At 65.6% G+C, this 13,026-nt stretch carries 13 protein-coding genes; 6 read left to right on the top strand and 7 right to left on the bottom strand.

Going from position 1 to position 13,026, the window contains the following annotated elements; translation table 11 throughout:
• Positions 1–89 precede the first annotated feature (89 nt).
• Complete coding sequence (locus EAE28_RS23975) at positions 90–2,882, top strand: hypothetical protein (RefSeq protein WP_181954483.1); 2,793 nt, start codon at positions 90–92, stop codon at positions 2,880–2,882.
• Positions 2,883–3,069: 187 nt separating this feature from the next.
• Here the strand turns inward: EAE28_RS23975 and EAE28_RS08915 are convergent, their stop codons facing one another.
• Positions 3,070–3,450, bottom strand: coding sequence for a VOC family protein (locus EAE28_RS08915; protein WP_127105501.1), 381 nt, complete (start codon positions 3,448–3,450; stop codon positions 3,070–3,072).
• 39 nt (positions 3,451–3,489) lie between these two features.
• Here EAE28_RS08915 and EAE28_RS08920 point away from each other — a divergent pair, with 39 nt between their 5' ends.
• The gene (locus tag EAE28_RS08920) at positions 3,490–4,032 is read left to right on the top strand and encodes a winged helix-turn-helix transcriptional regulator (RefSeq protein ID WP_127105502.1); all 543 of its coding nucleotides are present in this window, start codon (positions 3,490–3,492) and stop codon (positions 4,030–4,032) included.
• A 138-nt stretch (positions 4,033–4,170) separates the two neighbouring features.
• On the opposite strand, the gene EAE28_RS08925 is transcribed toward EAE28_RS08920, so the two are convergent.
• Positions 4,171–4,395: a DUF2842 domain-containing protein gene (locus tag EAE28_RS08925; RefSeq protein WP_127105503.1), complete on the bottom strand. Its 225-nt coding sequence runs from the start codon at positions 4,393–4,395 to the stop codon at positions 4,171–4,173.
• Positions 4,395–5,693 carry an adenylosuccinate synthase gene (locus EAE28_RS08930; RefSeq protein ID WP_127105504.1) on the bottom strand — a complete coding sequence of 433 codons (1,299 nt, stop codon included), beginning with the start codon at positions 5,691–5,693 and terminating at the stop codon, positions 4,395–4,397. Before EAE28_RS08930 ends, EAE28_RS08925 begins: the two co-directional genes overlap by 1 nt.
• 422 nt (positions 5,694–6,115) lie before the next feature.
• Between EAE28_RS08930 and EAE28_RS08935 the strand changes: the two genes are divergently transcribed.
• From EAE28_RS08935 to EAE28_RS08950, 4 genes are all read left to right on the top strand, one after another.
• Positions 6,116–6,514, top strand: coding sequence for a DUF6524 family protein (locus EAE28_RS08935; protein WP_127105505.1), 399 nt, complete (start codon positions 6,116–6,118; stop codon positions 6,512–6,514).
• A complete protein-coding gene (locus EAE28_RS08940; RefSeq protein ID WP_127105506.1) occupies positions 6,514–6,894 on the top strand; it encodes a VOC family protein in 381 nt (126 codons plus the stop codon). Before EAE28_RS08935 ends, EAE28_RS08940 begins: the two co-directional genes overlap by 1 nt.
• Positions 6,895–6,995: 101 nt before the next feature.
• On the top strand, positions 6,996–7,358 hold the full coding sequence (secG, locus tag EAE28_RS08945) for a preprotein translocase subunit SecG (protein WP_127105507.1): 363 nt from the start codon (positions 6,996–6,998) through the stop codon (positions 7,356–7,358).
• A gap of 172 nt (positions 7,359–7,530) precedes the next feature.
• Entirely contained in the window at positions 7,531–9,174 is a 1,644-nt protein-coding gene (locus EAE28_RS08950) for a CTP synthase (protein ID WP_127105508.1), read from the top strand.
• A 36-nt stretch (positions 9,175–9,210) separates the two neighbouring features.
• On the opposite strand, the gene EAE28_RS08955 is transcribed toward EAE28_RS08950, so the two are convergent.
• From EAE28_RS08955 to EAE28_RS08965, 4 genes are all read right to left on the bottom strand, one after another.
• Positions 9,211–9,882 carry a pentapeptide repeat-containing protein gene (locus tag EAE28_RS08955; protein ID WP_127105509.1) on the bottom strand — a complete coding sequence of 224 codons (672 nt, stop codon included), beginning with the start codon at positions 9,880–9,882 and terminating at the stop codon, positions 9,211–9,213.
• Between the two features lie 127 nt (positions 9,883–10,009).
• The gene (locus tag EAE28_RS24340; RefSeq protein ID WP_264507194.1) at positions 10,010–10,141 is read right to left on the bottom strand and encodes a hypothetical protein; all 132 of its coding nucleotides are present in this window, start codon (positions 10,139–10,141) and stop codon (positions 10,010–10,012) included.
• 236 nt (positions 10,142–10,377) lie between these two features.
• Positions 10,378–11,115, bottom strand: a complete 738-nt coding sequence (locus tag EAE28_RS08960; RefSeq protein WP_164736591.1) for a pentapeptide repeat-containing protein — start codon at positions 11,113–11,115, stop codon at positions 10,378–10,380.
• Positions 11,116–11,231: 116 nt separating this feature from the next.
• Entirely contained in the window at positions 11,232–12,830 is a 1,599-nt protein-coding gene (locus EAE28_RS08965) for a peptide chain release factor 3 (protein ID WP_127105511.1), read from the bottom strand.
• Positions 12,831–13,026: the final 196 nt, after the last annotated feature.

The raw sequence follows: 13,026 nt of genomic DNA on the forward strand, positions 1-13,026 counted from the left end.
TCCGATCAAGAAATAACCTTGTGCGCTCCACACTGGCGCACCGTGAGGCAGGCACATTCGAGCTCGAGTATGACAAGGGACGTAAGCGTATGGTCGGTCCGAGCAAAATCCTGACGGTGTCTTACGGCACCTTCTCTTGCACGTTGGAAGGTTTTGACGAGCCGTTCAACACGATGAAGGCGATTGCCGAGTATTTCCGCGACCTCGCTGCCGAGGATCGCTATTTCGGGGCTGAACCTCCGACGCCGGATGCAGAGATGCTGCACCGGATTGCCGAGCGTGAGATCAAGCGCCGGGTCGAAGCCAAGATCGAAGAGAATGGCGTTGTTCTGCGTCCGCAGATCGAGGCTGACGAGGCGCCGGGCGACCGTCGCCCCAGCCGGTTCCGGGCCGAAGCTGCGGTCAATCCGGTGAGCGCGGCGGCTGCGGCCGTGCAGGCAGCCGCCGAGCCTGATGCGGCTCCGGCTGCCCCGGTTGAGGACGGGACGACCACGGGCATCTCGGCCAAGCTGCAACGCATCCGCGCTGCCGTGGCGCAGGTCCGCGCCTTTGAGGCGGCCGAGGATGACGACAGCGCTCCGGGCTATCCCGACGAGACCGCGATCGACGACGCGCCGATGTTTGAGTCGCCCGAGACCGAATCGCTGGTGGCCGACACCGTCGCGGTGGACGAGGCCGCAGCCGAACTCGCGCGGGCTGAGGCAGAGCGTGCGGCGGCTGAGGAGGCTGCGCGGGCTGAGGCAGAGCGTGTGGCGGCTGACGAGGCAGCGCGGGCTGAGGCAGAGCGTGCGGCGGCTGAGGAGGCTGCGCGGCTTGAAGCGGAGCGCGTGGCGGCTGAGGACGCTGCGCGGGCTGAGGCGGAGCGCGTGGCGGCTGAGGAAGCTGCGCGGGTTGAGGCGGAGCGTGTGGCGGCTGAGGAGGCTGTGCGGGCTGAGGCGGAGCGTGCGGCGGCTGAGGAGGCTGCGCGGGCTGAGGCGGAGCGCGTGGCGGCTGAGGAAGCTGCGCGGGCTGAGGCGGAGCGCGTGGCGGCTGAGGAAGCTGCGCGGCTTGAAGCGGAGCGTCTGGCAGCGGAAGAGGCAGCGCGGGCCGAGGCAGACCGTCTGGCCGAGGAAGAATTTGCCCGTCAGGAAACGGAGCGTCTGGCGGCAGAGGAAGAGGCGCGACTTGAGGCGGAGCGTCTGGCGGCTGAAGAAGCTGCGCGTCTTGAGGCAGAGCGTCTGGCCGCTGAGGAAGCTGCGCGGCTTGAAGCAGAGCGTCTGGCCGCTGAAGAAGCCGAGCGGCTGGAAGCCGAGCAGCGGGCAGCGCAGGAAGCGGCGCGGGCCGAGCAGGTGCGTCTGGCGGCTGATGAGGCCGAGCGTGCCGAGGCTGCCCGTATGGACGCCGAACGGATCGCGGCAGAGGAAGCAGCCCGGGCAGAGGATGAGCGTCTGGCCGTTGAGGCGGCCGCGCGTGAAGATCTGGCCCGCGAAGAGGCCGAGCGCGAGGCGGCACAAGCTGCCGAGCGTCAGGCCGCGATTGACGCTGAGCGGGTCGAAGCCGAGCGTCTCGCCGCTGAGGCTGAGGCTGAGGCTGAGGCTGAGGCTGAGGCTGAGGCTGAGGCTGACAGCGATGCCGTCACCGCCCGGCTGGCCGCCGAACGCGAGCAGCTGGAAAGCGAAATTCGTGCCGAGATCGCGCAGCGTGATGCGCGTGCCGGTGGTGCGGCGGTGCCCCGGCAGGGGCGTCGCGTGGTCGTGGTGCGCCCGAACGCCGGCGCGATGACCCCGCGGCCTGCACCGGTCGAGCCGGCAGCGCCGTCGCAGGCGCAGGGCGCGTCGGACAATGTCCGCGCGACGATGGCGGCGTTTGCTGCCGATGGATTTGCCGATGAAGACGCGCTGGCCGAGGCTCCGGTTGCGGCGGCGGCTCCTGAGGTCGCCGATGGTGCGGCCAGCGAAGGGGCGACCCCAGCACAGACGCAGGACGACGAGGATGCCCCGCTCGACGATGCCGCGCTGCAGGCGCGTATCGCGCAGACGCTGGGCGAGACCGGGCTGAGCGCCGAGGAAGAGGCGGCTCTGGTCGCCGATCTGGCGGCGGTCGAGCGCGAAGTGCAGACCTCGCGCCGCCCTGACGGGCAGCGCCGCTCGATTCTGGGCGACGAGGCGGATGCCTCGGTTGACCGGCTGATCATTCAGGCCGACAGCCAGCTGTCAGGGGCCGAAGCGCAGCGCCGCCTGTCGACGCTGTCGCATCTGAAGGCCGCCGTGGTGGCGACCCGCGCCGACGAGGAAGCCGGTGCGCCGCGCAATCCCGAGGACGAGGAGCGCGCCGAAATCGCCCGCTACCGCGCCGATCTGGAACGCAGCGTGCGGGTTCCGGCCGCCGAGGGTGTCGAAGAAGGTATGCCGCGCCGTCCGTCCCGGTCGCAGACCCATCGCACCGAGCGCCCGCGCTCGGCGCAGCCGCCGTTGGTGCTGGTGTCCGAGCAACGCATCGACCGGCCCACGGATACCGAGATCGTGCATCCGCGCCGCATCAACACCGGCGCGCTGGCGATGGAAGAGCTGTTCGACGAGGACGCGCCGGTTGCCATCGTCCCGCGCGGCAAGGCGTTCAGCGATTTCGTCGGCCCGATGCATCTGACCACGCTGGCCGAACTGACCGAGGCCGCTGCGGCCTATGTCACGCATGTGGAGGAGCTGGAGGAATTCACCCGCCCGCAGGTCATGCGGCATGTGGTGTCGACCGGCCAGCCGATGACCCGCTCGCGCGAGAACCTGCTGCGGACCTTCGGCATGCTGATGCGTCAGGGCACCATGCAACGCTCGCGCCGCGGCCAGTTCGAGCTGTCGCCGGGGTCCGAATTCGCGGAACAGGCCAAGCGGTTCGCCGAGCGGTGAGGTGTTGGACGGGACAATGAAAAAGGGCGCCGCGATTGCGGCGCCTTTTTTATTGGGGCGGGTTTGCCGTGCCGGGGCCCTGTGTCGTGCGGGCAGGGCATGGACTGAAAATCCGCTTCCAGCCCCCCGGCTTTGCGAATGCGGCTCAGGGTTCAGAGGTCCGCCAAATGTAAGGCATACCCACGCATTACACTCCCCCGCCGGTCAAATCCTGGGCCAGCATCAACGCGTTGCCATCAGGGTCATAGAACGTCGCTGTCTTGACCATGCCGTCAATGACGTCGGTTTCGCCGTCAAATTTCACGTTGGCCCGTTCCAGTTCTCGCCGCGCTGAATCGAGATCAGCGATACCGAAAACGGGGACACAGTTTCCGGGCGCGGGCTTTGTATGCTCGCCCAATCCGATCGTCACCCCGGCTGTCTTGGTCCGAAGCTCTGACCATCCCGCATCATCCGCGTGGTAGATAACGTCAAACCCGAGGATGTTGCCGTACCACGCGGCGCTGGCGTGGCGATCTTTGACCGAAAGTGAGATGGTGATCGTCTCATCCACCGAAATAAGCGACATGGTCTTTCCTTGTGATTAAATTTATACTAACTATACTTTATGGACATTGAGGCCTTTGTCAACACCACGTCAAGAGCGTGGGCCATACCGATCCTTGCGAACCTGCATGCGGGCGTCGCCGCGCGACAGGCGCCGCTGTTGGTGGCGACCGGTGCAAGCAGGACGGCTTTTGCGCAAAGCATGGAACACTTGATCACGATCGGATTGATGGAACGAAACCCCGGCTATGGTCATCCGCTACGCCCCGAGTTCCGTTTGACCCCGCTTGGCGTTACCGCCGCTGCCATCGCCAACAGAATTCAACGTGTCACGCCTGACGAAGATCAGGATCTGCTCCGCCGCTCATGGACCTTGCCGGTGCTGACAGCACTCCACAGGCCGACCCACTTCAACGATATCAGACGAAACCTGCGCACGATTACGGATCGCGCCTTGTCACAGTCGCTCAAAGCCATGGAGGTTCGAAACTGGGTGGAGCGCACTGTCGATCAGGCTGCGCGCCCGCCGAGATCGCTCTATCATGCTGTGAACACTGGCGGCTTGATAAGCCGTGTCGCGGCGGCTGAAATCAGCTTCTCTTAGGCGGTTCAGCCGGTCATTAACCGCGAAGCTCGCGGAAATCCTGCCGTGCGCTTCTCGCCGCGATGCGCGGCGCTTTGCCGAGGGGGGCAGCGTCAGCCTCGGCGGGGTCGCCGAAGCAACCCCGCCGAGCTAGGTTCGTTACTCGTCGCGGGCATCGGGGTCGGCCTGGCCGACGCCTTTGAACACCGCTTTCAGCGGAAAGGCCCAGATCACGCCCAGCCCGATATAGATCGCCAGTTCCAGCAGGAACGGCGGGCGGTCTATCAGGCCGACCAGCGTGACGGCGACCACGATATACAGCGGCAGCGCCACGATCAGGATCAGTAGCGACAGACGGCGGCGGGCTTTGTACGAGAGGGCCATCAGTCTTCGAACGGGTCGGTGACGAGGATGGTATCCTCACGCTCGGGCGAGGTGGACAGCATCGCGACCGGGCACTGGATCAGTTCTTCGATCCGGCGCACGTATTTGATCGCCGCCCCCGGCAGATCGGCCCAGGACCGCGCGCCTTCGGTCGATTCGGACCAGCCTTCGATCTCTTCATAGATCGGCGTGCAGCGCGCCTGCTGGTCGGCGGCGGTGGGCAGATAGTCCAGCCGCTTGCCGTCCAGATCATAGGCCACGCAGATTTTCAGCGTCTCGAACCCGTCGAGCACGTCGAGCTTGGTCAGCGCGATGCCGTTGATGCCGGAAATCGCGCAGGTCTGGCGCACGAGTGCCGCATCGAACCAGCCGCAGCGGCGCTTGCGCCCGGTGACGGTGCCGAATTCATGGCCGCGGGTGCCAAGGCGTTCGCCGTCGTCGTCGTGCAGTTCGGTCGGGAAGGGGCCTTCACCGACGCGGGTGGTATAGGCCTTGACGATGCCCAGCACGAAATCAATCGCGTTGGGGCCGACGCCGACGCCCGTGGCGGCCTGTCCGGCGATCACGTTGGACGAGGTGACATAGGGGTAGGTGCCAAAGTCGATGTCCAGGAGCGAGCCTTGCGCGCCCTCGAACAGGATGCGTTTGCCGGCGCGGCGCAGGTCGTTCATCACTTTCCACACCGGGGCTGCGTATTGCAGGATCTCGGGCGCGATCTCTTTCAGCGAGGCGATCAGCGCATCGCGGTCGATGGCTTCCAGCCCCAGACCCGAGCGCAGCGCGTTGTGGTGCACCAGCGCGCGGTCAACGCGCAGCTCCAGCGTGGCGGTGTCGGCCAGATCAGCGACGCGGATCACCCGGCGGCCGACCTTGTCCTCATAGCACGGGCCAATGCCGCGCCCGGTGGTGCCGATCTTGGCCTTCGAGCCCGAGGCCTGATCCTCGCGCGCGCGGTCCAGCTCGCCGTGGTAGGGCATGATCAGCGGGGTGTTTTCGGCGATCATCAGCGTCTCAGGGGTGATCACCACGCCCTGTTCGCGGATCTTGGCGATCTCGCGCACCAGATGCCAGGGGTCGAGCACGACGCCATTGCCGATGACGCTGAGCTTGCCGCCGCGCACCACGCCCGAAGGCAGGGCGTTCAGCTTGTAGACCTGCCCGTCGATGACCAGCGTATGGCCAGCGTTATGGCCGCCTTGAAAACGCGCAATGACGTCGGCGCGCTCTGAGAGCCAATCGACGATCTTGCCTTTGCCTTCGTCGCCCCATTGAGCGCCTACGACAACAACATTGGCCATGACAGGAGTCCTTCCCCGGTTTGGTGAAACCGTGCGTTCTATAGCGATGCACGCGCAGCAACGAAACACGTTTTTTCGTCGCGGCCTGAACCGGGGCGGGCCGGACGTGCAGCGTGGGAAAGATAAGGCAATGGGAAGCCCATAGAACGCGCCAGCACCCGTGTCGCCTGTGCGGGATGAGACTGATTTTCCTGAAGGGCGCGGTCTTTCCCCGCCTGCATCCGGCAATCGGGTGTTTTTGAGCGCCATCACAACACGGTGTCCCGGGCGCTGCGGTTCCCAACGCGCTGGCTGTGTTGTCACGCACGCCGTGTCTGGTGCTGCGGCGCGGGGGCAGGGCGCGCGGTCACGAAGCGGGGATGCGGGCTGGACACAGGCGCGTTTCCTCTGCACCAAGGGTCATCTTGCGAGGATTAGCGCCCATGTCATTTCTTATCCGCTGGCTGATTGCCTTTGTGCTGGTCGCCGCCACATGGAACCCGACGCCGTATAATTTCGTGCGCTGGGCGATGGACAACGGCATGGCCGAGTTGCCGATTCTGGTACTGTCGGGGCTGGTGCTGATCGTCGGCTACACGATCTATCTGCGCGCCACGCTGCGCTCTATCGGGCCTTTGGGCATGGCGCTGGTTGCGGCGATCTTTGCCGCGCTGGTCTGGGTGCTGATCGACTGGGGCGTGCTGGGCACCGACAATTCCAAGCTGAACCAGTGGCTGGCGATCCTGATCGGCTCGCTGGTGCTGGGGGTCGGGCTGAGCTGGTCCATCGTGCGGCGCCGAATCAGCGGGCAGGCAGATGTCGACGACGTGGATGTCGAGTGATGCTCAGCTACGTCACCGTCGGCAGTGACGATATCGAGCGGGCGGCGCTGTTCTATGACGCCGCGCTGGGCGCGCTGGGCTATGTCCGGCTCTATACGGACCCGCGCGAGATCGGCTATGGCGCGCCGGGTGGCCCGATCCGGTTCTGGGTGAACCGGCCCTATGATGCGCTGCCGGCGAGCGTCGGCAATGGCTCGATGCCCTGTTTTGAGGCGCCCAGCCGGGCGGCCGTGGACGCGTTTCACGCCGACGGGCTGCGCGCAGGCGGCCGGGATGAGGGCGCGCCGGGGCTGCGGCCTTACGGGCGGGTCTTCTATGCGGCGTATCTGCGCGACCCTGACGGCAACAAGCTGTCGGCGGTTTGCGACGCTGAGGCCTGAGCGCATCGCGGCCAGATCCGCGCGGTAAAGGGCAGGGCAAAGGGCTTGCACCCTTTTCCGGCTGCGCATAGATAGGCTCGAACCGTTGAAAAGGCCGCCCCATGCAGAACGTTGTGCTGATCATCCACCTCCTCCTGGCGCTTGCGCTGATCGGCGTGGTGCTTCTGCAGCGTTCCGAGGGGGGTGGTCTGGGGATCGGTGGGGGCGGCATGGGCCCGCAGGCGGGTCGTCCGCCGCTGACGGGTCTGGCCAAGCTGACCTGGGGTTTTGCCGGGGCATTCATCCTGACCTCGCTGGCGCTGACGGTGATTGGCGCGTCCAATTCGACCGAAACCTCGGTTCTTGAGCGTCTGGGCTTCCCGACTGCTCCGGCCACGCCGGATGCGGGCACCAGCATCCCGCTGCCCGATATCCAGTTGCCGCCCGCCGGTGACGCTCCTGTCCTGCCGCCGCGGCAGGACTGATCTGACAAACGGGCCTTGCCGGATGGCAGGGCCGAGCTCACTCAATATTTTGGGGCCCCGGCCCCGTTCACGCAGGATGTTGCGTCCGTATTGCGGAACGTCGGGGTTTAGGCTATAGCTCGAATCCCGTGATCCGTTGATTCTGACGGCGACGAACACGGGAGTTTCCAGCATGGCGCGCTATATCTTCATCACCGGCGGTGTGGTGTCGAGCCTTGGCAAAGGTCTGGCTTCGGCCGCGCTGGGGGCGCTTTTGCAGGCCCGCGGCTTCACGGTCCGCTTGCGCAAACTTGACCCCTATCTCAACGTTGATCCGGGCACGATGTCGCCCTTCGAGCACGGTGAAGTCTTTGTCACCGATGACGGGGCCGAGACCGATCTGGACCTTGGCCACTACGAGCGTTTCACCGGCGTTCCGGCGCGCAAGACGGATTCGATTTCGTCCGGGCGGATCTATTCCAACGTGTTGGAAAAAGAACGCCGTGGCGATTATCTGGGCAAGACGATCCAGGTGGTTCCGCATGTCACCAATGAAATCAAGGACTTCCTGCGCATCGGCGATGACGAGGTCGATTTCATGCTCTGCGAGATCGGCGGCACGGTCGGCGATATCGAGGGTCTGCCGTTCTTTGAAGCGATCCGCCAGTTCATCCACGAGCGCCCGCGCGGCCAGTGCATCCTGATGCACCTGACGCTGCTGCCCTATCTGGCGGCCTCGGGCGAGCTGAAGACCAAGCCGACCCAGCACTCGGTCAAAGAGCTGCAGTCGATCGGTCTGGCCCCGGATGTGCTGGTCTGCCGGTCCGAGCATCCGATTCCCGAAAAGGAAATCGCCAAGATCGCGCTGTTCTGTAATGTGCGGCCCGATGCGGTGATCCCGGCCTATGATCTGAAGACGATCTATCAGGCGCCGCTGGCCTATCACCAGGAGGGGCTCGATCAGGCCGTTCTGGACGCCTTCGGCATCAACCCCGCCCCGCGCCCCAATCTGGCCCGCTGGGAGGATGTGATGGACCGCCTGACGCATCCCGAGGGGATGGTGCGCGTGGCCATCGTGGGCAAGTACACCCAGCTGGAAGATGCGTATAAATCCATCGCCGAGGCGCTGACCCATGGCGGCATGGCGAACCGGGTCAAGGTCAAGGCCGAGTGGATCGACGCCGAAATCTTCGAGCGCGAAGACCCGACGCCGCGGCTGGAAGGCTTCCACGCGATTCTCGTTCCCGGCGGCTTTGGCGAGCGGGGCACCGAGGGCAAGATCCGCGCCGCGCAATGGGCGCGCGAAAAGAAGATCCCGTATCTGGGGATCTGTCTGGGCATGCAGATGGCGGTCATCGAGGCCGCGCGCAACATGGCGGGCATCAAGGACGCCGGGTCCGAGGAGTTCGACCATGAGGCGGGCGGCAAACGCTTCACGCCGGTGGTCTATCTGCTCAAGGAATGGATTCAGGGCAACCATGTCGTCGAGCGCAAGCTGGGCGACGACAAGGGCGGGACCATGCGTCTGGGGGCCTATGATGCCCGTCTGGTGCCCGACTCGCTGGTCGCGAAGATCTATGGCAGCACCCGTATCGAAGAGCGCCATCGCCACCGCTACGAGGTGGACGGCAAATACCGCGAGCAGCTCGAGGCCTGCGGGATGGTCTTTTCAGGCCTGTCGCCGGACGGTCGGTTGCCCGAGATCGTCGAGCACAAGGACCACCCGTGGTTCGTCGGTGTGCAGTTCCACCCTGAGCTGAAGTCCAAGCCCTTCGCCCCGCACCCGCTGTTCGCCGATTTCGTGCGCGCGGCGGTCGAGGTGTCACGGCTGGTGTGAGACCCGTGCGCGCTGCGAAAGCGGCGCGCGCCCTGCTCAGCAATGGGTTATCACGCCATCCGCGCCGGTCGACCCGCAGAGCAGCGCGCCGGTGAAATCCGCGCCGGCGGTATTGGCACCGGTCAGGTTTGCACCGGTCAGATCGGCGCCGGTAAAGAGCGCGCCGCGCAGATCGGCCCTGCGCAGGTCCGCCCGGACCAGCAGGGCGTCTTGCAGATCGGCGCCGCGCAGATCGGCCTCGGCCAGATTGGCATCATTCAGGATCGAGCCGCCAAAGAGCGCGCCGTCGAAGGTTCCTTCGGACAGGTCTGCGCCGGTAAGGTTGGCCTCGTCAAAGATTGCGCCCTGACAGGCGGCCTTGTGCAGGGTCGCGCCGGTCAGGTCGCTGGCCTCGAAGCTGGCGCCAGCACAGGCGGCGTTGCGCAGATGGGCGTCGGTCAGGGTGGCGCGGGAAAGATCGGTGCCGTACAGGATCACGGCTTCCATGATCGCGCCGCTCAGATCGCTTTCGGCCATATCGGCCCCCGAGAGCCGCGCGCGGCTGAGGCTGGCACCGGGCAGGTGCTGATCGAACAGATCCGCCCCTTGCAGATTGCAGGCATTGCAGGTGCCCCCACTGATCACGGCCTGAACCGAGCCCTCGCGATAGCCCAGCGCCGGCGAAGCGAGCAGCGAGAGGGCGGCGGCGAAGAGGGGCAGGTGGGACATGGCAAAGCTTCCGGGCGGTTTTCGGGGCCGCCCATCGTGGCGGACCCGGGCCGCCAAGGCAACCTGCGCCCGCCTGAATTTGCCTGAAGGGGGGGAACGCGCGAGGCCTCGCGCGCTCCCGCTCGGGTCACTTGACCTTTTTGCCGCCGATCGTGAGGTCTTTGCCCGCGTTGGAATTGGCCGTGGCCAGAACCTTGGGCTTTTCAGCCTTGGGTTTCTTCACTTCCTTGTTGCCGCGTTTGTTGTCGCCCTTGCCCATGGTGTTCTCCGTTGCCGAACCACCGTCGGGCTGATGCCCGCCGGTCCGTTGCCTAGGGGAAAGTCAAGAAGGCCGGGTGGTCCGCACCGGGCGGTGGCTTTCGACAAGCAGCAGGGCTGCCCGCCCAAGGAAAAGCCGGGGCGATGCCTGCTCGGTGAATCTGGTGTCTGGGCGGGACTTTTGCAAGGGGGATCAACGGGCGGCGGCGGTGGCCAGCCACCACCGCGCGCGCCGTGTCAGTTGCTTTGCTCGGCCGCCTCGTCACCGGCGGCGGCGCTGTCGCCATCCTCGGCGATGGCAGCGTCCTCTGCCGGGCTGGCCGCGTCTTGGCCAAAGCCCTCCGGCATCTCGGCGTCCGCGGTGTTTGCACCGCCAAAGCGCGCGTTCTCAAGGCTGGCGTCGGAAAAATCCGCGTCATCCAGCACCGCACCAGCGAAATTGGCGTTGTCGGCGTTGCTGTCGGAAAGATCGGTTTCGGTCAATGTCGCGCCCGAGAAATCGGCCTGCGTCAGGGTTGCGCGCGACAGATCGGTCTCGGTCAGGTCGGCACCGGAAAGGTCCGCTTCGGTCAGGTCGGCGCGCGACAGGTCCGCCTCGGTCAGATCGCTCCCGGCGAGATCGGCCCGGACGAGCGTGGCGCGTGTCAGGTCGGCTTCAGACAGGTTTGCCCCGGCCAGATCGGCGTCGGTGAGGTCGGCGCCTGACAGGTCGGCCTCGCTCAGGTTGGCGCCCGCGAGGTCGGCACCGACCAGATTGGCACCCGAGAGATCGGCTTCGGACAGATCCGCGCCGGCCAGATCGGCCCCGGCGAGGTTGAGGCCAGACAGGTCGGCTTCGGCGAAATCACCCCCGGCGAGGTCGCAGGACGGGCAATCCTCGCCATCGCGGACCGAGGCGGAGCGGGCGGAATCATGCGCCAGAGCGGGCGAACCCGCAGCAAATAGCAGGAGGGCAACGAGGGGAAATGTACGCATGAGACGCCTTTTTCGGTTGTTTTTCGAAGGCGTCGAGAGTGACGAGACGAGGCGCAGATAGCAACAATTAATGGCCGCGGTGACCCGGATTGGTGTTTTCGCAACAATCAGGCCGCTCAGACCATCATTTCCTTGGTCGCCGTGAGCCGTGCCTCGGGGTGATCGCGCTGGATGCGGTCGATATCCCATTGCAGGCGGGTCAGATAGACCATGTCGCCGTCGTGGTCGGTGGCGATATGGCCCTTGTTGGCCTCGACCACCGCGTCAACCGCTGCCTTGCTGCCCGAGATCCAGCGCGCCGAGGTGAATTGCGAGGGGCCAAAGCGCACCGGCAATCCGTATTCCAGCTCGATGCGCGAGGCGAGGACCTCGAATTGCAGGGCACCGACGACGCCGACGATAAAGCCCGAGCCGATCATCGGTTTGAACACCTTGGCCGCGCCCTCTTCGGCGAATTGCATCAGGGCTTTTTCCAGATGCTTGGCCTTCATCGGATCGCCCGCGCGCACCGATTGCAGCAGTTCCGGCGCGAACGAGGGGATGCCGGTGAAGCGGATCAGCTCGCCCTCGGTCAGCGTGTCGCCAATGCGCAGCTGCCCATGGTTGGGAATGCCCATGATGTCGCCGGCCCAGGCCTCTTCCGTCAGCTCGCGGTCAGAGGCGAGGAACAGCACCGGGTTGGTGATCGCCATCGGCTTGCCCGAGCGCACATGCGTCAGCTTCATGCCGCGCAGGAAGTGACCCGAGGCGAGGCGCACAAAGGCCACGCGGTCGCGGTGCTTGGGATCCATGTTGGCCTGCACCTTGAACACAAAGCCGGTGACTTTGGTTTCTTCGGGCGAGACCTGCCGTTTGTCGGTGGTCAGCGGCTGCGGTTCGGGGCCGAATTCAGCCATGCCCGCCATCAGTTCGCGCACACCAAACGAGTTGATCGCCGAGCCGAACCAGATCGGCGTCATCGAGCCGTTCAGCACCTGCTCGCGGTCATAGGCGGGCAGCAGTTCGCGGGCCATTTCCAGCTCTTCACGCAGGGTGGCGAGCATGTCGGCGGGGATGTGGTCGGCCAGTTTGGGATCGTCCAGGCCGTTGATCTTGAGGCTTTCGCCGACGCGGTTGCGGTCGGCGCGGTCCATCAGTTCCAGCCGGTCGTGCAGGATGTCGTAGCAGCCCAGAAACTCGCGGCCCTGACCGATCGGCCACGAAGCCGGGGTCACATCGATGGCCAGATTTTCCTGAATCTCGTCGATGATCTCGAAGGTATCGCGGGCCTCGCGGTCCATCTTGTTGCAGAAGGTCAGGATCGGCAGGTCGCGCATGCGGCAGACCTCGAACAGCTTCTGCGTCTGGCTTTCCACGCCCTTGGCACCGTCAATCACCATGATCGCGGCGTCAACGGCGGTCAGCGTGCGGTAGGTGTCTTCCGAGAAATCCGAGTGGCCGGGGGTGTCGACGAGGTTGAAGCGGTACTGCTCGAAATCGAAGGACATCGCCGAGGCCGACACCGAGATGCCGCGGTCCTTTTCCATCTGCATGAAGTCCGAGCGCGTGCGCCGTGCCTCGCCCTTGGCGCGGACTTGTCCGGCCATCTGGATCGCGCCGCCGAACAGCAGGAATTTTTCCGTCAGAGTCGTTTTACCGGCGTCGGGATGCGAGATGATCGCAAAGGTCCGGCGGCGGGCGATTTCGGCGGGCAGATCGGGGCGGTTGTCCAGCATGGCCGGGCCTCTAGCCGAAAGCGCGGCGCGTGTCCACTGGCGCCGGGTGCGCCGCGGTCAGGGAAGCAGCGGCAGAGCAACGGCCATCGAGCCATTCAGCAGCAAAGTCAGCACGGTGGCACAGGCGAGAAGGGCGCGGGTCATGATGTGGCTCTCGGGTGGCGGGCGCTCAGGGCGCGTTTGAAGGTTAACGGAC

Source organism: Pararhodobacter zhoushanensis, assembly GCF_003990445.1.
In the GTDB taxonomy this organism is placed as follows: Bacteria; Pseudomonadota; Alphaproteobacteria; order Rhodobacterales; family Rhodobacteraceae; genus Pararhodobacter; species Pararhodobacter zhoushanensis.

Bases quoted from the DNA above. Each gene is read 5' to 3' on its own strand.
- EAE28_RS23975 (WP_181954483.1), top strand. From the start codon at position 90: ATGGTCGGTCCGAGCAAAATCCTGACGGTGTCTTACGGCACCTTCTCT.
- EAE28_RS08915 (WP_127105501.1), bottom strand. From the start codon at position 3,450: ATGTCGCTTATTTCGGTGGATGAGACGATCACCATCTCACTTTCGGTC.
- EAE28_RS08920 (WP_127105502.1), top strand. From the start codon at position 3,490: ATGGACATTGAGGCCTTTGTCAACACCACGTCAAGAGCGTGGGCCATA.
- EAE28_RS08925 (WP_127105503.1), bottom strand. From the start codon at position 4,395: ATGGCCCTCTCGTACAAAGCCCGCCGCCGTCTGTCGCTACTGATCCTG.
- EAE28_RS08930 (WP_127105504.1), bottom strand. From the start codon at position 5,693: ATGGCCAATGTTGTTGTCGTAGGCGCTCAATGGGGCGACGAAGGCAAA.
- EAE28_RS08935 (WP_127105505.1), top strand. From the start codon at position 6,116: ATGTCATTTCTTATCCGCTGGCTGATTGCCTTTGTGCTGGTCGCCGCC.
- EAE28_RS08940 (WP_127105506.1), top strand. From the start codon at position 6,514: ATGCTCAGCTACGTCACCGTCGGCAGTGACGATATCGAGCGGGCGGCG.
- secG (WP_127105507.1), top strand. From the start codon at position 6,996: ATGCAGAACGTTGTGCTGATCATCCACCTCCTCCTGGCGCTTGCGCTG.
- EAE28_RS08950 (WP_127105508.1), top strand. From the start codon at position 7,531: ATGGCGCGCTATATCTTCATCACCGGCGGTGTGGTGTCGAGCCTTGGC.
- EAE28_RS08955 (WP_127105509.1), bottom strand. From the start codon at position 9,882: ATGTCCCACCTGCCCCTCTTCGCCGCCGCCCTCTCGCTGCTCGCTTCG.
- EAE28_RS24340 (WP_264507194.1), bottom strand. From the start codon at position 10,141: ATGGGCAAGGGCGACAACAAACGCGGCAACAAGGAAGTGAAGAAACCC.
- EAE28_RS08960 (WP_164736591.1), bottom strand. From the start codon at position 11,115: ATGCGTACATTTCCCCTCGTTGCCCTCCTGCTATTTGCTGCGGGTTCG.
- EAE28_RS08965 (WP_127105511.1), bottom strand. From the start codon at position 12,830: ATGCTGGACAACCGCCCCGATCTGCCCGCCGAAATCGCCCGCCGCCGG.